Origin of the sequence: Enterococcus sp. DIV0240d, assembly GCF_051711245.1 — a bacterium.
Classification (GTDB): Bacteria; Bacillota; Bacilli; order Lactobacillales; family Enterococcaceae; genus Enterococcus_D; species Enterococcus_D casseliflavus.
In genome coordinates this window covers 2959775-2982347 of record NZ_JBIOMG010000001.1, presented here as the reverse complement: position 1 = coordinate 2982347, position 22573 = coordinate 2959775, and the positions used below count along the sequence as shown (strand labels likewise).

Genomic DNA, 22573 nt, shown 5'->3' with positions numbered 1-22573 from the left:
TTTATTAGAAAGAAGAGGAATAAATGGAAGAAATAGATAAATTAATTGTGTCAAGGGCAACTTAGAAATGTAGGTTTTGGGCAGAATAAAAATGTAGGTTTTCGGCAATAGGAATTGTCGGCAATCGCCAGTTTAGATTTTATTTCTCATACGATAAGACTTGCCGGTAATCTTGAACACTTTGACATGATGAACCAGTCGGTCAAGGATCGCTGCCGCGATTTCTGGGCTTTGAAACAATTCACCCCATCGAGATAAGACGATATTTGTCGTAATAATCGTAGAGCGGTGTTCATAACGCATGGCTAGAAGCTGGAAGAACAAATCGGCTTCTTGTTTTTGTATCGGTAGATAGCCAATCTCATCAATAATCAACACATCATATCGTGCATATCGGTTTAGTACTCGCTCAAGCGTGCCTTTCTCATAGGCAGCTCGTAAGCGTAAAAGAAGCTCATGACAAGGGATGAATAAAGTCCGGTACCCTTGATGACAGGCTTCAATTCCTAAGGCAATCGTTAGATGCGTTTTCCCAACTCCTGGGCTCCCAATAAAGACCAGGTTCTCATGCTTTTCTACGAAACCCATGTGCTTTAAATCCAGCAGTTCACGTTTATTAATACTTGGCTGGAAGGTAAAATCAAATTCCTCTAGACTGGTCCGTTTAGGAAAGCGCGCTCGCTCTATCACGCGATTCATTTTCTGGTTATGTTGATGATTGACTTCCTTTCGCGTTAATTCCAGAAGAGCTTCCGTCAAGGAAAGCTCCTCTCGATTGGCAACCTCGATATAATTGGGAACATACTCCCGCATGTGATTTAAACCGAGCGTTTCTAGGTTGGTCATCAGTTCTTGATAATGGCTATTCTTCATCAGCAATCTCCACCAAATCATATTGTTTTAGACTTTCGCGAGTATAAGCTCTGATGTCATCGTCCTCTTTATGGCTCATGACATCTGACTTTAGGATTTGGAAATAGTCCTCCTCATGATAGTTCAATTGTTTTTTCGTTAAGGGATGCGACCGGATCAGTTCTCCGTTATAATGAATTTGTACTTGGTCTTCCTTGTCGGAGAGCTCGATTTCAACCTCTTTACCGATATAGCGAGGATCTACAGAGTACCTGCATTTACGGAAAACGACCATGGCTTCCTTCGTGACTTTACGGCTAATAAAGTCCTCAAAATAAGGATTCAAAAGGTTTTTCGGTAATTCATGTAGGTGCTCTTTTTCGTTTGTCCACCAACGCTCATCTGGCGTCTGGTCCGTTGCCTGGGAGACTTCACTATTTAACTCAGAACATAGGTCATTCACTAGATGACATAGCTCTACGGTATCATAAAATTCATGGTTATAGACCTTCAGTCGATCAACAGTTCTGGCTAACGCTTCTACACATCCTTTTGTTTGTGGTCGAAAGGGACGACAGGCAATTGGCGTGAAGCTGGCGTCTTTACTGAAGGCATAAAAGCGTTCGTTGAAATGCGCTTTTGAAAACTGACTGCGAGAATGATCAACCACCGTCTTCATATTGTCGAACCAGATTTCTTTTGGCACACCACCGGTGTGATAGAAGGCATCATCCAGACATTCAAACAGGGTATCTTGCTTACGGTCAAAGGTTAAAGTAATGAATTTTTTCTTCGAGTAAGGAAGGACGTATAAGAAGATATTAAATTCAAAAACTTCTCCTTGATTACTGATTAAGCGCATATCTTCCTTCCAATCAACCTGGGCGGAAAGTCCCGGGTTATGCTCAACACGAATGGTGGCCTTTTGCACTTTTTCTTGTTTGAACTCGCGACAGTAAGCTTTTACTAGGCTGTAGCTCCCGTCAAATCCTTTGCGTTCGATAAATTTGAAGATACTGTAGGTACTACAATGCCCCTTGACTTTGTCTTGGATAATTTCTTTATATGGATCCAACTTGCTTGGACGTTTCTTGCGCGGGGTAGGTGTGGACGTTTCACCCTTAGCTTCTTCGTATGCATTTTTGACTGTTCGATAATCACAGTCATATTGTTTGGCTAATGCGGCATAGTTCGGTTTGATTTCGTTGATCACGTAGATCATCACTCCTTCACGTATATCTTTTCTCATCCCTGAACCTCCGTTTCATTTGGGATAAGAAGAGCATACAAAAATGTAGGAAAACCAACAATTTTAAATTGCCATTTTCCTACATTTTATCGTTGCCGTTAACATTAATTGCTCAGTATGCATACTCAAAAGATGACGTATATGCTGAAAAATACTTGAAGTATCCGATTTTTTTAGATAAACATAAAAAATATAAGAAGATGAAACAAAGTACAAAAAAAGTTTATATGTATTTGAAAAAACAAAATGAATATTCTTTAGAGAATTCAAAAGTTGACAGCAAAGGAAGAATTTTTTTGATTTTTGCTATAGAAAAAATAGCTGAAAAATCTTGTTTAACAAAGAAAACGGTAATAAGCGCTTTGAGAGAGCTAGAAGAATATAAATTAATTACGATTAAAAAAAATGGATTTAACAAAAAAACTGGGAAGAATAATCCAAATTTTTATTATTTATTGAAACCAGAATTCAGCGAAGGAGATTTCTACAAAAAAAAGTGTATTGAGGAAAATTTACACCTTCCGACAAATCAACATTACAGTCCAAGTGAAAAAAATACACCTTCCGACAAATCAACATTCGATGGTGATAAGTCATTCCCGCTTCCAGGTGAAAAATTTTTACAAGAACTTAATCATTCTTCTAAAGATTTTAAAGATTTTAAAGAATCTCAAAATGCTGACTTTATTGATTCACTTTCAGTTGAAAATAAAAAATTAGATGAAATATTAATTGAATCATTAATTGAAAAAGAATGGCTTTATCAGGTATGGGGGGATAATATTGTAAACTGTCTGAAATTAGTGGGTAATAACGATTACAGTCAATTTTATGACTGGTATAAAAAATTCAAATATGCGATTAAATCTGCTGAAAAAGAACAAAAAATTCAACTGAAAATTATCTATGAAATCTGTAATAACAAGTATTTTGTAGATTATGTTAGAGAACAGCTATCAATGACTTTACGTGACTTGATACGAAGAGCAAAAACAGATCACCGTATCAAACAAAAAGACGATTATATCTTTGCTTCTCTAAAAAATAAAGCGTTAGAACTAATTGAATTGCAAATCAGTGAAGGAATAGATAAGCAATAAGAATAGAATTGAGTCAAATGAAGTGGAGGGGTATCTCCGCTTCATTTGAGAACTTTGAATATAGGAGGGGTTATTTTGATTGAAAATCGTTTAATAGATCAAGTTTGGTGTCTAGATCAAAATACAGATAATCTCGAATTAATCGAGACTATTTGCTTCAACACTATAGTTCTCGATTTAAGATCTGAAAATGACAATTGTGTAACTCATATCATAATTGACAGAAAAACAGCTCAGAAGCTCTCTGAGAGTCTCAGAAAATGGGCTGAGGGAGGTAATAATGAAAATAGTTAAAGAAAAGATTGCCAGTAGAAAAATACACTGGTTAGCTTTGAGCATACTTGTTTTAATGTTTATCGTTGTTTTCACCGGTAATGTTGTCCAAGCAAGCATTTTCAATTGGTTTGATGACACGGAAAGTCAAACTGAATTTTTGAATAATCCTGTCTATCAATCGTATTTAAAAAAATATAACGGAAATTTTTACAGTCAGTTTGGATTGTGGATAGGGTGGTCTGTTATAAAATCGATGTTTGCAATTGTAGATGGTATTCAAAATATGATTCCCGAAGTGTTAGATTTGTTTAGCTTTATTGAAAGTACGGGAATGAATAAAGTTTATCAATCGGTCTTAAGTACAGTTGTTATTGGTTTAATGATACTTTCACTGATGTTTGTTGGTTACAAAATGATTACTGGAAAAGGAACAGTGGATTTAAAATCGGTTGGAATGAACGTAGTGATGTCTGTAGCATTAATTCTTTTAATGCCGACTTTGATTGGATCAACAGAAAAACTTTCAGGAATAATGTTTGCAAAGACTCTTTATAATGACGCAACTAGTATCAATAATCAAGATGGCGGTGTAGCATGGTCATTGATTGAGCAGGGAGTGACAGATTTAGCTTATATTAATAAGACAGATCAATATTCGACAATTGATAAAACAAATGACCGAAATAATCTAACAAAAGAAAATTTCTGGAAAACGGATCTTACGCAAGTATTGACAGATAATGTAATTGATAAAATGGAAAAAGAGAACCCAACAGCTGATAATCTGCGTTATGAATTAGTTGAAAATTCTGATAATGAATTTGTTGCTACTAAATTTTCAGATAATTTTTTATCAACCTTTGTTGATGGTATCAAATCAGGATATTATCGCTATCAAGCGAACCTGTGGGGAATTTCTTTTGGATTGATTGCTTTAGCGGTAGCGTATGTTTTTAGTGCTTTCATTATAATTACAGCAATACTCGAGTTAGCATTTAAACGTGTACTCGGAGTTTTAGTATTTGCTACTGACTTAGAAACAGGACAGCGTTCAAAAGTTGTTCTATCAGATATTCTACAGTGCTATTTGACTGTAGGCTTTCAAGGATTTGGACTATCCATGTTTGCTATGTTTATCAATTTTCTGAACTCAGGACAAGGTATCTCAACAAATATTTTTATAAAAACAATTGCTTATATCTGTGCCGTTTTTGTTTTAATCAAAGGCAGTGGAACAGTCATGAGATACTTTGGTGTTGATATTGGACTCAAAGAAGGTTATGGGCAACTTGCTTCTGCTTTTGGTATGGGCGCAATGCTGTTTAGAAAAGGATCAAATGGATTTAATCGTGCTAAAGGAAGCGGAAATGGAAATGGATCAGACAGCGGAGAAGGAGAAGATCGAAAACCAGAAAAGAATTTCGGCGAAACTCTATCAAAAAAAGCTGGCAAAACTGGAAGAGCTTTGGGATATGCCCATGAACGTGGATTATCAGGTTTAGCTTCAGATGGAGCTACGATGGCTAGTGAAAGAGCAACAAAACCATTTAAGAGTATGCGTGATATGGCTAATGATACCAAGAATAAGTTCAAAGAAGGCTTAGATGATGGTACTGTGTCCGCTATTAATAAAAATAGCAAGCCTATGTTAGCTAAAAATAAAGAAGATGAAACTGGAAAATATGCTGATTCCATGCCAACACGTCTTTCGGATAGAAAAGATGGTGCTAAGGTTGAAAATGCCGATAGTATTATGTCTAGTTCTGAACGTATGCGTGAAGCAATGAAAAATAATGCTGAATCGAATAATAATCCTGTAAGTGCAATTCAGCAAAAAGTCCAACAAGATATTGAAGAACGTAAAAATGCTATGCACGGTCAAGCTAAGTCTGCTGAAGAATTAATTAATCAGAAGCGACAGGAAGCGAAATACACGCCTGAAGCAATGAATCGTGAGGAAATGTTAAGGAGACGTGTAGAAGGACGTACAGGCGCTAATATGGACGAAAAAGAAGCGTTGACCAAAGAAAGAATCCAAGAAGCTAAAAATTCAAATACTGGATTAGAAAAATTGGTCAAAGAAAATCTACAAAATTCTACAAGTAGTCAAGGTGGCCGATCAGTAGATGTCCGAGAAAATATTCAAGGTTCATTGAATGGTCATGTCGGACGGAATGTTGATGTAAGAGAGAATTTACAAAGTTCTTCAAATGGTCAAGGTACTAAGACAATTGATGTTCGAGAAACTCTGCAAAGTAGCAGTACAAGTCAACCAAAAACAGTAGATGTTCGAGAAAATGTACAAAATTCTACAAGTAGTCAAGGCTTTAAATCAGTGGATGTCCGAGAGAAAGTGCAAAGTAGCAGTGCAAGTCAACCAAAAACAGTAGATGTTCGAGAAAATGTACAAAGTTCTACAAGTAGTCAAGGATTCAAAACAGTAGATGTTCGGGAGAACGTTCAAAAAGATAGTGGAGAAATGAAAGAAAAAACACAAAAAATCAATATCGTTGAAGACAGAAAGTCAGCGAAAAAATTTGATTCAAATCATGAAACAGTGATTATTGATAGTGAAATCCGTGAAAATGATAAGGGATCAAAACCAAGACGAAGGTTTACCTATGAAGACAACGAGTTATTCAGAGATACACTTAATGATCCTAATCCACTTTTCGATAGTTTACTTAAAAAATAAAGAGGTGATTGTCATGCAATTAATTCTACAGATTAGTACACATGATTTCTTAGAACTTGACGAATTATGTGAATCAGTAAAGAAAGCAACAAATGAAAAAATCACGGTCACTAATTATATTGAACTGATGATTCAAGAAGAATTAAAGATGAAAAATGAAATAGAGAGCAATTTCAAATGTTGCTCTCTAGAAAAAAATGTGAGGGGATAATCAATGGATGATAAACAAAAAATGTACGAAAAAAATCGCAAACATAGTGAGGCCTTAAATTTTCGTGTCGATAAAAAGACTTATCTTGAACTGACATTGATTGCAAAACAAAGGGGAATTTCTAGAGCAGACGTTTGCCGTGAGCGGTTAAAGGGACTCAAATATGAACCGCCGTTGTTAGCTGAAGATGATAGGGTAGTTTTAACCAAACAGTTAAATCAAATTGGTAACAATTTGAATCAAGCGGTAAAGGCATTAAATATCATTGCTAAATATTTTAGAGAAGAATCTGAAGATAAAAAAGAAAAGAGCCTACATTTTAGTTTTGATGCTAGCCGTTACAACATTTTTAAAGATGAACTTGCGAATAGCATAGCAAAAAAGTTGATGATTAGTTATCCAGATGACATTTTTTTGGAGTCCAATCGGAGTGCCCCCTCTTTTTTTAAATTATCAGAAGTAGAAAAAGAATATTTCGAATATTGGATAGAAAAGCAAACTAGACCGGGTACGAAAGAAGAGTATTCCCAAAAAGTTGATCGGAATTTAATTCACTCAATTCAGATTATTGCAAGTTTAAAAGATGAGGTGAAACAACTTTGGGAGCTACTATAACATCGAAAGGACGCAAGAAAAATTTATCCTCGCTATTACAATATGCAGCTAATCCTTCAAAAAAAGAAAAATGTGTTGCAGTCTCAGGAATAAATTGTAGTGATGATAGTGAGGAAGCACTGCAAGAAATGAATTTAGTACGTACCAAGATGAATAAATCTAAAGATATAGCACAAGCGTTTCATGTTATTCATTCGTTTGATAAGAGTACTTCTAAAGAGTTAAGTATTGATAAAATGCACGAAATAGCTGTCGAATTTGCAGAGAAAGCTTTTCCAAATTCGCAAATCATTGTTGCAAGTCACAATGATAAAGATCATTTTCATAGTCATCTTGTCATTAATAATATTAACATGGAAACATGTAAAAGGTTGCGTATTGACCCTAAAGATTTAGAACTAATGCGAAAAATTAACGATCAAGTCCTCAATGAACATGGTCTTGAATCAGTGAATAATGAGTACTATGAAAACTTAGAAAAGAGAACCAATCTTTATTCAAACGATCCTTCTAAGATGAAATATGGAAAAATTAATTATCAAGAGTTTGTGCAAAATGCGATCGAAGCAACGTTGGAAAAATGCGAAGTGAATTCTTTTGAAGATTTTTCGGATCATTTGGCAAAAGAATATAACATTGAAGTTTATCAATTTTCAAAAACAAATAACAAACTTGGCTATGTTCTTTACAAACAAGGTGTAAATTTCTATGAGCGTAGAGGTGAGTTAATTACTTTAGGAAGAGATAAACAATCTAGAAAAGAAAAAAGTCAGTATGTCGAACGTACTTTTAGTGCAAGAAAGTTAGGGAAAAGATATTCATTTGAATCTGTTTCTGAACAACTTGAAAAGAATTTAGAAGAATCACATATAAAAAATTTTTTTAATATGGAAAGAGAGCAAGTTATGTCGCTAATTAGTGGAGTAAATTACAAAACTGGTGAGTTAAATGTACCTTTTGTGGAATTAGATTCCATCGCACAAAAGCAATTTAGCGACCGTGAAGGCGATGAAAAATTCATTAAATATGATGACTTCTTGCGAGAGGTAGACAAGCATTTTGTAAATACAGTGTCTTTAGAAGATGATCAAGAATACACGATTAAACTTCATACGGATGTGAATCCTCAAACTTTACGTAGTGCGAAAAGTAAAACAATTTCTATTAAAAAGACTGATCAGAAAGAGTTATTTCTACCGGCAAAGGGTTTTGAAAATTGTTCTCATACACCTTCTGCTAAACAGATTCACTATCAAATCAGTCGCATAATGAATGACGATGTAAAAATGTATCGTGCTAAAAAGGATTATGAATTCACACAACAAATGATTGAAAATCAGCAAAAAAGGCAACAAAATTTTGAAATGGAATTCTGAATGGGCTTGTTAGTGGACTTTCCAGTTTTTTGCCTATGAAGAGTTGCTTGGAAAGAAGCAGTTTTTAGGACATACGCCAGCTACCCATCTACTTGCCAGTCAATCCGCCCCGCTCACGCTAGGCTACTTTCTGGCAAGTCAGATGGTGGGTAAATCTCTGAGGGAGCAAGCTCCCTACAGACTCCCTCCCAAAAAAAGAAAGGTGGAAGAAAAAAATGAACTATCCATATTTTAAAGTCTCGGCTTCAGAAGAAACTAAAGAAATATTCAACAATTTTTACAACCAAAACAAAGGAGTTTTTGGTTCCAAGGCAAATATGTTTCGTGTTATGGTTTCAAATTTACCAGTGTTAGCTAGTCCATCAAATAATAAATTTAATGATTCTGAAAGCATTAAATTTGAACAAAAAATTTCAGAACTAGAATCAATGATAAGTAATGAAGTAATTGAAAAGCTTGATGACATTGATCAAAAGTTATCGTATTCTCTAAAAAACAAATACAAAACGGAGGAGAAAAAAGATGTTTAAAGTTTACTTCCCGTTTCAGTGGCTCGTTAAAGGAATTCTTTTAGTGCTACTAGGATTGATTCTTTTTGGAAGTTATCTAACAATTAAAGCCAGACATTTTCCAGAAGAAAAGCCAATAAAAATTGTAACAATAGATTTAAAAATAGGTGAAACTTATCAGGCAGATGGGGTTGAACTAACATTTAAAAATATTGAAGTGACCGAAAAAAGAAATGAATTTGCACAACATGATCGTGTATTACAAGTGACCTATACACTTAAAAATGATACAGAAAAACCAATACGTCCACAACAATGGTCGATTGAAAATAAGGATGGTGAAGAGCTTTATGAGTATGCTATGATATTAGATAATCCAGAGTATATTGAAAGTGACAAAGCAGAAACAATAAATTACTATTATGAATTACCGAATGAAATGCAGGATTACCAAATCGTATTACGTAGAGCAAATGGTTACCTAGTTGGGTTGCCATTTACTTTATAAGTTTTATTTTGTCAGTAGCTTTTAAGGTAATATCAGTTTTGTGATTTTTGAAAATGGAAGTGGGGGAACTGGGAGAATGGCTGAGGAAAATAAAGTTGTTCCGTTTGAAACATTAGTGATAAATAAGGAAGAGTTTGAGCAACTTTTTCTTGATTTTTTTATTCAATATGACAGGATTTATGATTTTAGTTCGTCACTAGATTTATTTGAATTAGAAGCAGAAATAATAGAAAACAGTCGAGAGAAGAATGGTAAAATCATTATTTCAGTAGAAAAATTCAATGAATTATTCTCAGAAACATTTGAAATAGATCCAGACTATTATCAACCACAAGAAGTTTTTCGAGAGTTTAGAAATCAGATTATTCGTTCAAGTAATATTGAAAATTGAGTCAATAAAAGAAGCGTTGAAGAAAAGTTCCTTCTTTCGACGCTTCTTTTTAAAAGATTTTACAAATGTCTTATGGAGATTTGCTTCAATGACTACTTGTAGTCATTTCGTTTAAAATAATTATGTTACACCCTTATGTGTCACAGAGAAATACTGATATAATAAGAAATAAGGTATGTAACAATAGAGTATACTCTGGCGTTGCTAAAGGAGAAAGTGAAAGTTGCAAGAAAAAAAGGTTATGAGCTACATTACAAATGCTGAATATAAAAATTTAAAAATTCAAATACATAATTTTACTCCTTCTGGATTTATCATTGTTCGATTTGCTTTGCCTTTTCAATTACCTTTGGATGAGTCGGGTGGAATTTATTCAAGGAAAAATAGGAAAGGACTTAAAGTCAAACATAAATATACTGACCGTGAATATTCAGAAGTCGGAAAAGTAACATCAGAAGTTGATATTATCAGTGTATTACCAGATCGTATTACCCCAAGTAATGAAGATAGGCTTATTAGCGAAGCTGTCGATGATTCGTTGGATTTTCTAAACAATATCATAAAAGTTCTAATTACAAGATTTAAATATGAAGACTTTACACTAATTAATCGTTATGAATTACCAGCAGGTTTACCTGTTTGGATCTGTAGAAAATCGAAATTTAACGAAAAAAATCTTGAGGCAAAACTTCTCATGAATTTTCATTTTGCGAATCTTGAGCGAGAGCATGTTCTACTCTCTTCAGAAGAACGGCGTGATTTGGTAACTCTGGTAGAAAACTTAAATCAGAATCCATACTTTGATTTGGCAGTATTATTCTCGGAGGCCAGTAATCTCTATAAAATAGGTTCTTTTCATTCAGGTTTTTTAAAAATCCATGCTTGTATCGAGAGATTGATGTATGCAATGGTTAAGGAAATTTTTATTCGTCAAGGGAAGCCACAAGACAAAATAGACAATATACCTCAAATAGCATATAAGAACATATTGACACAACATTTAGGTCCGTACCTCACCAAGAATGGTTTGCTTTTTGATATCGAAAATAAAGATTCTATTGCTTATAAATACTGGACAGAGGTTTATTCTTTGCGAAATAAAGTTGTACATTCAGGCTATAGATTGACTGAAAGCGAAGCTCTAAACGGGCGTAAAATTGCATGGGAGCTTAACAAGTTAGTTATTGTCACTATGAAGAAATTAGGTTATAAGAATATTATTAAATATCTAACGGATTCAGAGGAAAGCCTTAAAAGAGGATATCAATGGCCCTACTAAATTAACAAAAACTAAAAAATATCACATCATTGTTGTAATTAATGTGTAATTATATGTGTTTCTGTAGAATGCTATAAAACTTTATTATGTAACTGAATAAAATAAAATATTGGATAGAGTTTAGATTAGAGCTTCCTTATCAAAAGCACGCCACGCAACATGAATACGTTTTTGAATACGATTAGAATACCAATCAAGATGAATTAGCATCAATAAAGTGATTAACTGTATACAAAAATCGTTGAAATACCAACTATCTTCAATTATTTTTAATGGACTTAACTTCATGGCTGAAGAAGAAGAGTAATAAGTTGCAAGTGCTGACCCTTTCCATAAGGGATCAGCACTTTTTTTGATTTAACGACTGTTTATTTTAGAAGCATGTCTGCTTTTTTGAAAGGAATGAGAAAAATGAGTAACGTAACGATATTCGAGCTTGAAAAGATCGCAGAAGAGCAGCTAGTTTTTGCCGTGATCATCAGCAAGTACCAAGAAAAGTTCGTCTATGTCAAACACAAAGAACGAGACACATTGGAGATCCCTGGAGGCAAGCGAGAACTAGGAGAAAGCATCACAGAGTGTGCTGCCCGTGAATTAAAAGAAGAAACAGGCGCTAAGCACTTTACCCTAGAGCCGTTATTTATCTATGGGGTAGAAAAAGACGGGGAGACCGATTACGGCTTGGTGTTTGAAGCCCAGATCACGGACTTGCAGGATGAATTGACCTCAGAAATCGAGGCAATCTATGTAATGGCAGAGCCGCCTGCCAACTGGACATATCCAACGATTCAGCCGTTGTTGTTGGCAGAATATTTCTCACGAACATAAAAATAATTCAGCCCACTCAAATGGAGGGCTGTCTTGAGTGGGAAAGTAAAAGCAGCGTGTTGAGTAGGAGTGAGCGAATGAGTTGCGTGATCCTGCAATCAGGGGTAGGATGAAAATGTAAACGTTATCTTATTGGAGAGTAGGGAAAGGCATGGAAAAAATTTATCAAGCAAGTACCGCAGAAGGAGCAATCGATTTTATCAATATGCGCGATTTGGAGATCGCGGCAGAGGAAGTGATTCCTAGAGGTGGGTATGGCTATATCAGCAGTGGTGCGGGGGATATTTTTACCTATCAAGAAAATGAACGCGCCTTCAATCACAAATTGATCATTCCTCATGTCTTAAAGGACATTGAATTACCGGACACAACGTTGTCCTTTGGCGGTGATACGTTGTCAGCGCCAATCATTATGGCGCCTGTTGCCGCCCACGGCTTAGCAAATGTTGCGGCAGAACAAGCGTCAGCCAAAGGTGTTTCACGTTTTGGCACGATCTATACGGCGAGTTCGTATGCCTCTTGTACGTTGGAAGAAATCCGAGCAGCTGGTGGCCAAGAAGCGCCGCAGTGGTTCCAATTTTATATGAGTAAAGACGATGGCATCAATAAAGACATCTTGGCGATGGCAAAACGCAATGGCGCCAAAGCGATCGTTTTGACCGCAGATGCAACTGTGGGGGGCAATCGAGAAACGGATCGCCGCAATGGCTTCACCTTTCCGTTGGCAATGCCGATCGTTCAGGCCTATCAATCAGGGATCGGACAAACGATGGATGCCGTTTACGGCTCCTCAAAACAAAAATTAAGTCCCCAGGATGTCGCTTTTATCGCCAAAGAATCTGACTTGCCAGTTTATGTCAAAGGGGTGCAATCAGAAGAAGATGTGGAACGAGCTTTAGGGGCAGGTGCACAAGGGATTTGGGTCTCAAATCACGGGGGACGCCAATTGGATGGTGGTCCAGCTTCCTTTGATTCCTTACAGATCGTGGCTGAAGCAGTGGCAGGTCGGGCGCCGATCGTCTTTGATAGCGGGGTACGGCGAGGACAGCATGTCTTTAAAGCGATTGCTTGCGGAGCAGATCTAGTGGCGATCGGCCGCCCAGTGATCTATGGGTTGGCTCTAGGTGGTGCTACCGGTGTTCAACAAGTCTTTGATTTCTTCAAAAAAGAATTGGAGATGGTCATGCAGCTTGCAGGGACGCAAACGGTGGCAGATATTAAAAAAGCCGTTTTACGGGACAATCGCTATTTATAAGTAATCCCTCAAAAAGGCGCTAGAATCGCTGATTCTGGTGCTTTTTTTAATGGATTTTTCTGATCATGCCCAGGAGCAGGAGCAACTGCTTTCTCTGAAAAAAGTGTATATGATTTTGAAACAATTGCAAAATCAGCTACACTTAAAAGAGACCAATAAACTAAAGGAGAGAGATTGATGATTCCAAAAATTATTCATTATTGCTGGTTTGGCGGCAATCCATTAGGTGAACAAGAAAAGAAATACATGGATACCTGGAAAAAATATTGTCCGGATTATGAGATCAAACGTTGGGATGAATCAACGATCGACCTTTCAAAATTCGGTCCTTATCTAAAAGAGGCCTATGACCAAGAAGAATGGGCCTTTGTGTCAGATGTGGTTCGTTTGTATGCATTAGTGACAGAAGGCGGTATTTATATGGATACCGATATCGAGGTGGTCAAACCTTTAGATGAGCTCTTGACACTGGAGGCATTTATGGGCTTTGAGATCGAAACCAAGATTTCTACTGGGATCATTGGAGCGGTGCCGCATCATCCCTTTATGGAAGAATGGTACCACGATTACGATGACCGAAAATTTGTCCGGGCAGAAAAAACGGAAGATGTCGTCACCAATGTGATCCGAGTGACGGAACTGTTGCAAAACCACGGATTAGAATTGAATAATCAACGACAAACCGTTAAGGGTGTAGAAATCTTCCCGCAAATGACGTTTTCACCAAAAAGCTATATCACTGGTGAGGTCGAGGAAGATCCGAGTACGATGGTGATCCATCAGTTTTCTGGCTCTTGGTTATAAAAGAGTAAGTCTATGAAAGGACGGACAGTGGGGAAAGCTGTCTGTCCTTTTTGCTTTTGCAAGGGATGATGGAGATGTGATAGAATAGCTTGAAAAAATGAGGAGGCGTTTTGATGGCTATCAAACGATGTACTTTGGCAGATTTAGAAGAATTGGGAGAAATCAGCGTATCCACCTATTACGATACATTTGCTCCTTTCAATACGGAGGAAAATACTCGTATCTATCTAGAAGAAGCCTACAATCTGCCGAAACTGACCCGAGAGTTAGAAAATCCGCAGTCGGCGTTTTATTTTTTACAAGAAAATGATCAAACCGTAGGATATATCAAACTTAACTGGGGTGAGGCGCAAACGGAAGCAATTGCCCCAGAGGGGTTGGAAATTGAACGAATCTATATCAAAAAAGAACATAAGCGCAGAGGCTATGGCAAAACACTGCTGCTGTTTGCTCAAGAGACCGCCAAAGAGCTGCAGAAAAAGTCGATCTGGTTAGGCGTTTGGGAATTTAACGACAATGCGTTGGCTTTTTATCATACGATGGGCTTTGAAAGAGTTGGCAGTCATTCCTTTTTTATGGGGGATGATGAGCAGACGGATTTCTTGATGCTGAAAGAACTTTGAAATCTGCCTTTGTATGAGGAATTAGAAATTACTTTCCATTTTTTTGGCAATCAAGTATAGTTAAAGGGATTGATGAAAAAAGAACGATTGGTGAAAACCATCGCTAAGGAGAGCAATTGTAAATGGAAAAACAGAGAAACGAAAGTATTTTGCCACGTTTTCTTAAAGGCGTGGTGATTGCCTTGGGCTTTATCTTGCCTGGTGTTTCAGGTGGCGTATTGGCAGCCATCTTAGGCATTTATGAGCGGATGCTGCGCTTTATGGCACATCTGACGAAGAATTTTAAAGAGAATCTCCTCTTTTTCCTGCCAGTAGGGATCGGGGGAATCGTAGGGATCGGGCTTTTATCAAAGCCATTAGAGTGGCTGCTGCAAAACTATCAAATCATCGTTTTGTGGGGCTTTGCGGGGGCAATTATTGGGACGTTACCGGCACTTGCTAAAGAATCGACCTTGAAAAGCAAACGGACAACCGGCGACCTGCTTTGGTTCTTCGGCAGTATGGTCATCGGCTTCTTGTTCCTCTATTTTATGGGCGATATCTTAGGAATGATCCCTGCCAATTTCATTGGTTTTGTTATCGCCGGCGGTCTGATCGCGTTAGGTGTTTTGGTTCCCGGCTTGAGTCCTTCAAACCTTTTGCTCGTTCTGGGCCTTTATGATCCGATGTTGAAAGGCTTTAAGAGCTTTGACATCATGGGGGTCTTTCTACCGATCGCCATTGGCGGCTTGGCAGTGATGCTGCTGTTTTCGAAATTGATGGAGTGGCTATTGAGCCATTATCATTCAAAAGTCTATCACTTCATTTTAGGGATCGTTATTGCCTCAACGATATTGATCGTGATTCCTCCGGTGGCAAACTATAGCGGCTTTACTTGGGTAACGGCTGTCATCGGAATTATTTTGTTTGTCTTGGGGGCTTGGTTAGGTCTTTGGATGAGCAAGCTGGAAGAAAAATACAAGTAAATCAAAACGGCACATCGTTTGGCGATGTGCCGTTTTTGTTAGGTAATGATGGGGACAGCTAAGAAGAAGCGTTGGTCGACAACTGGTAGTAAAAAGATGGGAACGTTTGATAACGATATGATACAGGTTTAAAAACTGTTCTATTTTTGTTGAAAGATTTCCTAGTGTTTGGTATATTGTAGTCTATATAAAGAAGGATTTCCCGTGTGTTACAGTTTAGATAATTGTTTGGGATTTTGAGAAAAAGGAGGGGTAAGCATGCAAGATGCGACCTATTGGGCGGAACAATTACGGCAAGGACAAATCAGTTTTGCAGAGCGGGTGGCGATGATCGAAGAAAAAGTCAATCAACAAAATCCGCTTTTGAATGCGCTTGTAACATTTGATCCGCAAGCAGCGATCCAGCATTACGAGCAGCATCTTCAAAAAACGGTTTTTGGGGGACAACCCATGCCGTTAAAAATACTCGGCCAAACCAAAGCAGGGTGGCCAGCAACGTCAGGAGCCAAACTGTTTGCTAAAGCACGAGCCAGCCGCACGGCTCATTTTGTCTCTCGTTTAGAAGAGGCAGGCTTTGTGCCGTTAGGGCAAACCAATGCACCAGAATTTGGATTCAAAAATATTACTGATCCAACATTATATGGGCCTACATGTAATCCGTGGAATCCTGCCTATTCAGCTGGTGGTTCCAGTGGTGGTGCGGCAGCGGCAGTGGCTTCGGGGATGTTTCCGATTGCGGGTGCCAGTGATGGCGGCGGATCGATCCGCATTCCGGCATCCTTTAGCGGATTGATTGGTTTGAAGCCAACCCGTGGTACGATGCCAGTGGGTCCTAGTGAATGGCGCAGCTGGCAAGGCGCTTCCATCAACTTTGCGTTGACGCTTTCCATGCGTGATACGGAACAGTTGTTTTATGCGTTGCGGACGTCACAGCCGACAGCCCCTTATCAGGCACCGCAAGTAGAATGGCATCATCGGCAAGCGAGTCAAAAACCGCGGTTGAAGGTCGCTTTTACTACCGCATCGCCGACCGGTGGCCAAGTGTCTGAAACTGCCATCCAAGCAGTCCGAAGTGCAGCCGCATTTTTAGAAAAGCAGGGGCATGAAGTCGTTGAAGTGGGCTATCCAGTGGATGGTCAGCAAATGATGACCACCTATTACGCCATGAATGGCGGCGAAACAGCCGCGATGTTTGCTGAGATCAATGCTGCTCGTCAAGTACCGGTCAGACGGGAAGAGATGGAATTGATGACCTGGGCACTTTACCAATATGGCAAAAAACTGCCTGCCGCCGATTACGTTCTTGCCCTGCAGTGGTGGGATCAATTGGCAGAAAAAATGGAAGAAGTCTTTTCAATCTATGATCTCTTTTTGACCCCGACGACGGCTTATCCAGCCCCTTTGATTGAGGAAGACTTACAAAGCGATAGCATTCGCCAAAGACTGCATGAGATCGAATCGCTTGGAAAAAGTGCTGCGGGTGAGTTGATCGAAGAAATGTTTGCCAAGAGCTATGCTCTGACACCTTACACTCAATTAGCCAACTTAACGGGGCAGCCAGCCATCAGCTTGCCAACTGCTCTTAGTGAGGAAGGGTTGCCGCTAGGGATCCAATTTATGGCGTCTAAAGGCAGAGAAGATCTACTTTTCCAAGTCGGCTATTTATTTGAAACACAGCAACGATTTCTGTTGCCAAAACAAGGAGACTAAGAGGAGGATATTATGAAACAAGTTAGAAAAGGGAAAATCGTTGCAATGGTTGGCTTTTTAGGTTTATTCGCGGGAGTCTTGTTAAGTGCCTGCAGCAAACCAACGGAAGAAGACACCAGTTTAAGCAAGGTGGAAGAAGCCAAAACATTGGTTGTTGCTACTTCGGGAACCTTGTATCCATCGTCTTACTATAACGATGAAAATGAATTAGTGGGCTATGATGTCGATGTGGCAAAAGAAGTCGCCAAACGATTAGGCGTAGAGATCACATTTAAAGAGTACAATGTCGATGGACAAGTTTCTTCTTTAACACGTGGAGAAGCCGATTTTGCTGCCAACGATTTTGGTTTGACGGATGAACGGGCGGAAAAATTCAGTCTTTCAACGCCTATCAAATACTCGTTCGATAGTATGATCGTGCGAAAAAGTGATGACTCTGGGATTGCTTCTTTAGAAGATTTGGATGGCAAAAAAGCTGCTGGTGAACCAAATACTAGCTACATGCGCTTAGCCGAATCCTATGGGGCAGAATTAGTGACTTACGACAACGCAACGAATGATCAGTATTTGACAGATGTTGCGAATGGTCGAACGGATGTGATCTTGAATGATTACTATTTGCAAAAAATGGCAGTCGCTGCTTTGCCAGATATCCCTGTAAAAATTTTGGAAGATGTCTACTTTAATCCGAATGAAACGGGCTTCTTATTTGTGAAAGATCATCAAGCATTGCAGGAAAAAGTGGATGCTGTTTTAGCAGAAATGAAAGAAGACGGCCGTTTAAAAGAACTTGCGGAAACGTATTTTCAAACCGATATTTCAGTAAAATCTGATCAAGCGATCCAAACGGTTGAAACAGACTAATGTATATTCCAACCCTTGATTTGCCGTTGATGTGGGAGTCATTGCCCTATTTGCTGTCGGGCTTGTCCTATACGGTCGGCATTGCTGTCGTTTCGTTTCTAGGAGGCAACGTATTAGGGATCACACTCACCTTCTTAGGGATGCTGGAAAACCCCATCATTAGAGGGTTCGTGCGGGGCTACCTCTCCTTTCTAAGAGGCGTCCCAGCGTTGGTCTTGTTGTTCCTACTGTATTTTGGCTTGCCTTATCAATTGTCGGCGCTTAGTGCTGCGATCATCTGTTTTACATTGACCAGCAGCGCATTTATCGGAGAAATCTACCGAGGATCAATTGCGGGTGTGGATCGTGGGCAATTTGATGCTGCCTATGCGTTAGGGTTATCCTTTACGAAAACGATGCGTCTGATTATTTTGCCGCAAGCCTTTCGTATTTCTGTACCGGCATTGAGTAATGTGGCAATGGATTTGTTGAAAGGAACCTCCTTGGCAGCAATGATCACGATTCCTGATATTTTTCAAAAAGCTAAGATCGTTGGCGGACGAACCTTTGATTACATGTCCATGTATGTGCTAGTTGCCATCATCTATTGGCTGTTGTGTATTTTGATTGAAGCCGGGCAAAAGCGATTAGAACAACATTTTTCAAAACGCTTTGCCGCTAATGAGGCTGTAAGACAATAAAAAAAGAGCCGAGGCTCGATCACTGCAGAAATCACTCTCTTCTTGAATTGATTTCTGCAGTTTTTGTATTTGAAAAGATAGAAGAAAGGAGATTGCCGTAGTAAAACAATGAGCAAAGGCAAGGAAGATAGAGAAATTTCTGTAATGTCAAACTAGTTTCAGTATGAAAATGGTGCTGACCAAGTTATTTTCCTTCACTTAAACAGCCTATATTTCATTCGGTCGGCTCAAGTGATTCATGGTAAAATAAAGAAAAGCAAATCGAGGAGGGTCCTTATGAAGTATGAATGGCGCAAACTAGAAAAAGAGCTCTATCTTCCCAAAAAACCAACAGTGATCGAGGTGCCAACGTATCAATTTATCAGTTTGAGCGGCAGCGGCAATCCGAATCGACCTGAATTCAGCGAAGAGATCGCCGCTTTATATACGATTTCTTATTCACTCAGGATGGGATTAAAAAAAGGGGCTTTTGGCAATGAACCCTTTGAATACACGGTCTTTCCTTTAGAAGGTGTGTGGACCTCTCTGACAAAGCCAGACGGTGCCGTCAACAAAGAAGAATTGATCTACAAAATCATGATTCGCCAACCAGAGCCAGTCACGGAAACACTATTTCAAGAACAGCTCTTAGCAGTCAAAGAGAAGAAAGACAATCCAAATCTAGAAAAGCTCATCTTTGAGCGCTATGAAGAAGGATTGTGTCTGCAAGCGATGCATACAGGTTCTTTTGACACTGAAGCGGAAACATTTGCGAAAATGAAGGAGCTGTTAAAACAAGAGCAGTTAGTGATCCGTCCAACGATGGACACGTTCCAGCATCGAGAAATCTATTTGTCTGATCCGCGAAAAGTTTCACCAGATAAAGCCAAAACCGTCCTGCGATGGGCAGTAGAAGCAGAGGGTGGGATTCAGTGAATAAAAACTATTTAAGCATCGACATCGGCGGCACGAAAATCAAATCGGCTGTCATTGATCGCTCGGGGAATATTCTGACACGAGGACGGATGGATACGCCGAAAAATCTTACGGAATTTCTGACAGGGATTGAAACGATCGTTGAAGACGTTCATGGAAGCATTCGGGGCATTGCTTTTAGTACTCCAGGAAAAGTCACCCCAGAGACAGGGACGATCTCGTTTGGCGGGGCATTGCCTTTTTTAGATGGAGTCTCCTTAAAACAGCTGCTGGCAAAGTACCAAGTGCCGCTGGCTGTGACCAACGATGGCAGGGCAGCCGCATTAGCTGAATGGTGGCTAGGAAACCTTAAAGGGATTCAAAATGGGGCTGCCATAACATTAGGTACTGGTTTGGGCGGTGGTGTGATCGTTGAAGGAAAACTGATCCAAGGTGCACATTTTCAAGCAGGGGAATTAAGTTTTCTATTAAATACCACTAAGAGAAGCGATGCTCTAGAAAACGCTGAGCAACCAAATAATCAGGGATTGACCCTGCAGCAATTGGCAGGTTTTAGCGGTTCAGCGGTCGCCATGATTCGCCGCAGCGCCCAACTGCTAGGCTTAGCTGATCTTGCGGATGGTGAAGCAGTTTTTGACGCTATCAATCAAAAAGAGCCACAGGTCTGGGCGCTGTTTACAGCGTATTGCCGAGAAATTGCGTGTGTCATACTCAATGTTCAAGCCGTGATCGACTTAGAGCGCTTCGTGATTGGTGGTGGCATCAGTGCCCAAGCGATCGTGGTGGAAGAAATCGACCGTCAGTATCAGCAACTGCTGGCTAGTTTACCGATTTTGCAGCAGACCTTGACGAAGCCGGAAATCCAAGCCTGTAAATTTCAAAATGACGCCAATTTATTAGGGGCGCTCTATCATTTCTTTTTGGAACATGAGATGAAATAAAATAGAAAAAAACTGCCGCGAATCAACGATTCGCGGCAGTTTTTTAGGCTTTTTTCTTGGTGCCTTTGTCTTCATCACCTAGGTAATCTTTGCTAGTGAAGGCACTGTGGAAGTATTTGCCGTCTTGACCGTAATAGCGGTTGTAGCGCTGCTTGAATTTGCGGAACACGTAAACGACAAGAACTTTTAGCAGACAATAAATCGGGATTCCGAAAATCACCCCAACGATCCCCATCAAATCACCCATCACTAATAAAACAACCAGAATCGTAATAGGATGGATTTTCAATCGGTCACCCATCACACGGGGCACGACTAAATCGCCATGAAGCAGCTGTACAGCAAACCAAGCAATCAAAAACTTAACCAACATCCCAGTGGAGTCTTGTGCGGCAATGAAAAGCCCCGGGAAAAAGACGATAAAAGGTCCGATATAGGGGATGATGCAAAGCAGACCAGCAGCGATCGCCAGAATACTGGCATACTCTAGGCCGATCAAGAGGAAAACAACCCAATAGATCGCCCCTAAAATCAGGGATGAAATGATTTGTCCTTTCAAAAAGGCACCGACTTGTAAGTCAGAGATCTTGACGATTTCATTAAAGTCTTTGCGAAAACGCGGTGGTACTAATGAGAGGACCGAAAAATAAAACTTGTTGGGGTTGCGCAATAAAAAAAAGGCAATGATCGGTCCAGTAAACAAAGCAATGAATAAGGTCGAAATGGTTGAAAATAAACTGCTGAGCCCAGCGGCACCAGTTTGCCAATAGTCTCCAATAAAACTCATGATATTACTGGTGATATTTTGTAGTGTGTCTGTAATTTGTGCCATCTCATCTTGAAATGGGGTATTTTCTAAAAAGGCGGTCGCGTTTTTCTCAAAGTCACTGACCAAACTTGGTAAGCTATTGATCAGATCGGTGGTTTGCTGCTCCAAAATCGGATAAAGCTGGAAACCAGCAAAGACGATCAACAAAAGAATCAACAGATAGATCCCAGCAATCGAAGCACTGCGGGGAATTTTTTTCGTTTCCAATTTATCGACCACCGGATTAAACAGATAGTAAAGGATCAGCCCAAATAAAAAGGGTGGGATAATAGCTGTAAGAATGGCTGAAAAGGGTGTAAATAAAAAAGAAATCTGATTTAGCAAAAAGACAGCAACTGCCGACAAGATAATCAGTCCTAAGACATAATAGCTTGTTTTGCCGCCTAAAAAGTGGATCAATCGGTTATTTTTCATAATAAGCCTCGCTTTCTTAGCTACATTATAACGAAAGACCCCTATTCTGTAAAAAAACAACGTACCTTTCGAAAAAAACGCGCTCACATTCTCAATATCTTTATAATGAAAGAATATCTTTAATAAGGCGTTGAATGGTGACCTCTTTCTTCAAAACAGACCAAAAAACGCTCCCGTGAGCACAATGCAGGAGCGTAAAGGATTATTTGCGCACAGTCGTTAAGGTGCAGCGCCCAACGGCAGTTTTTAACCCGCTAGCTAACCAAATAGTGGCTTGCCAAGTTTGGATACGAGCGCCGATACGATCAGGACTAGCTTCTACAATCAGGGTTCCTTCTTGGGCGGCGGCTAGATGATTGACTTGCAGGTCAACGCCGGCGGCAAAGGCTTCTTCTTGAGCCAAAGCTTGATTGGCACCGATGCTGCAGGCGGTCTCGATCAAAACACCGTTAATGCCACCGTGAACGAGACCAAAAGGCTGTTTGTGCTGCGCTTTGATCGGCATCCGTAAACGAACAAAATCGGCTGTTGCTGCTTCTACTTCGATTTCTAAGGCTTCCAGTAAATTCATTTTTTGCTCCTTTTTCTAAGAAAGTTACCATGATTATAGCACGAGTTTTGGTAGAAATAGCCGAAGATCTCAGAAAGTCGGCAACAGGGGGAGCAGTCTTAAGAAATTCCCTT

At 39.3% G+C, this 22573-nt stretch carries 24 protein-coding genes; 20 read left to right on the top strand and 4 right to left on the bottom strand.

Features of this window, described 5'->3' with window-relative positions:
* Positions 1-132: 132 nt before the first annotated feature.
* Positions 133-873 (bottom strand): IS21-like element helper ATPase IstB, encoded by a 741-nt coding sequence (gene istB / locus IGJ25_RS14375; RefSeq protein ID WP_311904618.1) that lies wholly within the window; start codon positions 871-873, stop codon positions 133-135.
* Positions 863-2101 (bottom strand): IS21 family transposase, encoded by a 1239-nt coding sequence (gene istA / locus IGJ25_RS14370; RefSeq protein ID WP_438779205.1) that lies wholly within the window; start codon positions 2099-2101, stop codon positions 863-865. Before istA ends, istB begins: the two co-directional genes overlap by 11 nt.
* 155 nt (positions 2102-2256) lie before the next feature.
* On the opposite strand from istA, the gene IGJ25_RS14365 reads away from it, so the two are divergent.
* The 20 genes from IGJ25_RS14365 to IGJ25_RS14270 all read left to right on the top strand — a co-directional run bounded on the left by IGJ25_RS14365 (position 2257) and on the right by IGJ25_RS14270 (position 20646).
* Complete coding sequence (locus IGJ25_RS14365; RefSeq protein ID WP_438779420.1) at positions 2257-3201, top strand: replication initiator protein A; 945 nt, start codon at positions 2257-2259, stop codon at positions 3199-3201.
* Between the two features lie 75 nt (positions 3202-3276).
* Positions 3277-3495, top strand: a complete 219-nt coding sequence (locus IGJ25_RS14360; RefSeq protein WP_025481104.1) for a hypothetical protein — start codon at positions 3277-3279, stop codon at positions 3493-3495.
* A complete protein-coding gene (locus IGJ25_RS14355) occupies positions 3482-6172 on the top strand; it encodes a pLS20_p028 family conjugation system transmembrane protein (protein WP_154694606.1) in 2691 nt (896 codons plus the stop codon). Before IGJ25_RS14360 ends, IGJ25_RS14355 begins: the two co-directional genes overlap by 14 nt.
* 13 nt (positions 6173-6185) lie before the next feature.
* A complete protein-coding gene (locus tag IGJ25_RS14350) occupies positions 6186-6383 on the top strand; it encodes a hypothetical protein (RefSeq protein ID WP_002331596.1) in 198 nt (65 codons plus the stop codon).
* 3 nt (positions 6384-6386) lie between these two features.
* A complete protein-coding gene (locus IGJ25_RS14345; RefSeq protein ID WP_002321374.1) occupies positions 6387-6998 on the top strand; it encodes a plasmid mobilization protein in 612 nt (203 codons plus the stop codon).
* Positions 6983-8374, top strand: a complete 1392-nt coding sequence (locus IGJ25_RS14340) for a relaxase/mobilization nuclease domain-containing protein (protein ID WP_438779419.1) — start codon at positions 6983-6985, stop codon at positions 8372-8374. Before IGJ25_RS14345 ends, IGJ25_RS14340 begins: the two co-directional genes overlap by 16 nt.
* 215 nt (positions 8375-8589) lie before the next feature.
* The gene (locus IGJ25_RS14335; protein ID WP_002340435.1) at positions 8590-8904 is read left to right on the top strand and encodes a hypothetical protein; all 315 of its coding nucleotides are present in this window, start codon (positions 8590-8592) and stop codon (positions 8902-8904) included.
* Positions 8897-9391, top strand: coding sequence for a hypothetical protein (locus IGJ25_RS14330; protein WP_002340436.1), 495 nt, complete (start codon positions 8897-8899; stop codon positions 9389-9391). Before IGJ25_RS14335 ends, IGJ25_RS14330 begins: the two co-directional genes overlap by 8 nt.
* 76 nt (positions 9392-9467) lie before the next feature.
* The gene (locus tag IGJ25_RS14325) at positions 9468-9782 is read left to right on the top strand and encodes a hypothetical protein (RefSeq protein WP_002331591.1); all 315 of its coding nucleotides are present in this window, start codon (positions 9468-9470) and stop codon (positions 9780-9782) included.
* Between the two features lie 223 nt (positions 9783-10005).
* Positions 10006-11061 carry a hypothetical protein gene (locus IGJ25_RS14320; RefSeq protein WP_010749844.1) on the top strand — a complete coding sequence of 352 codons (1056 nt, stop codon included), beginning with the start codon at positions 10006-10008 and terminating at the stop codon, positions 11059-11061.
* Between the two features lie 411 nt (positions 11062-11472).
* Entirely contained in the window at positions 11473-11889 is a 417-nt protein-coding gene (locus IGJ25_RS14315) for an NUDIX hydrolase (RefSeq protein ID WP_074535507.1), read from the top strand.
* 151 nt (positions 11890-12040) lie between these two features.
* Entirely contained in the window at positions 12041-13144 is a 1104-nt protein-coding gene (locus IGJ25_RS14310) for an alpha-hydroxy-acid oxidizing protein (RefSeq protein WP_225000577.1), read from the top strand.
* 177 nt (positions 13145-13321) lie between these two features.
* Positions 13322-13948, top strand: a complete 627-nt coding sequence (locus IGJ25_RS14305) for a glycosyltransferase family 32 protein (RefSeq protein WP_010749841.1) — start codon at positions 13322-13324, stop codon at positions 13946-13948.
* Positions 13949-14061: 113 nt separating this feature from the next.
* The gene (locus IGJ25_RS14300; protein ID WP_015510214.1) at positions 14062-14571 is read left to right on the top strand and encodes a GNAT family N-acetyltransferase; all 510 of its coding nucleotides are present in this window, start codon (positions 14062-14064) and stop codon (positions 14569-14571) included.
* A 122-nt stretch (positions 14572-14693) separates the two neighbouring features.
* Positions 14694-15536: a DUF368 domain-containing protein gene (locus IGJ25_RS14295; RefSeq protein WP_438779418.1), complete on the top strand. Its 843-nt coding sequence runs from the start codon at positions 14694-14696 to the stop codon at positions 15534-15536.
* A 258-nt stretch (positions 15537-15794) separates the two neighbouring features.
* Entirely contained in the window at positions 15795-17246 is a 1452-nt protein-coding gene (locus IGJ25_RS14290) for an amidase (RefSeq protein WP_081116343.1), read from the top strand.
* 12 nt (positions 17247-17258) lie between these two features.
* On the top strand, positions 17259-18110 hold the full coding sequence (locus IGJ25_RS14285) for a transporter substrate-binding domain-containing protein (protein WP_015510211.1): 852 nt from the start codon (positions 17259-17261) through the stop codon (positions 18108-18110).
* The gene (locus tag IGJ25_RS14280; RefSeq protein WP_081116344.1) at positions 18110-18790 is read left to right on the top strand and encodes an amino acid ABC transporter permease; all 681 of its coding nucleotides are present in this window, start codon (positions 18110-18112) and stop codon (positions 18788-18790) included. The genes IGJ25_RS14285 and IGJ25_RS14280 overlap by 1 nt, the downstream gene beginning before the upstream one ends.
* A gap of 276 nt (positions 18791-19066) precedes the next feature.
* Positions 19067-19705: a GyrI-like domain-containing protein gene (locus tag IGJ25_RS14275; protein WP_005228587.1), complete on the top strand. Its 639-nt coding sequence runs from the start codon at positions 19067-19069 to the stop codon at positions 19703-19705.
* Complete coding sequence (locus IGJ25_RS14270; protein WP_225000576.1) at positions 19702-20646, top strand: ROK family protein; 945 nt, start codon at positions 19702-19704, stop codon at positions 20644-20646. Before IGJ25_RS14275 ends, IGJ25_RS14270 begins: the two co-directional genes overlap by 4 nt.
* A 43-nt stretch (positions 20647-20689) precedes the next feature.
* On the opposite strand, the gene IGJ25_RS14265 is transcribed toward IGJ25_RS14270, so the two are convergent.
* Positions 20690-21889 carry an AI-2E family transporter gene (locus IGJ25_RS14265; protein ID WP_010749831.1) on the bottom strand — a complete coding sequence of 400 codons (1200 nt, stop codon included), beginning with the start codon at positions 21887-21889 and terminating at the stop codon, positions 20690-20692.
* 202 nt (positions 21890-22091) lie between these two features.
* Positions 22092-22460, bottom strand: a complete 369-nt coding sequence (locus tag IGJ25_RS14260) for a PaaI family thioesterase (protein ID WP_005228593.1) — start codon at positions 22458-22460, stop codon at positions 22092-22094.
* Positions 22461-22573 lie beyond the last annotated feature (113 nt).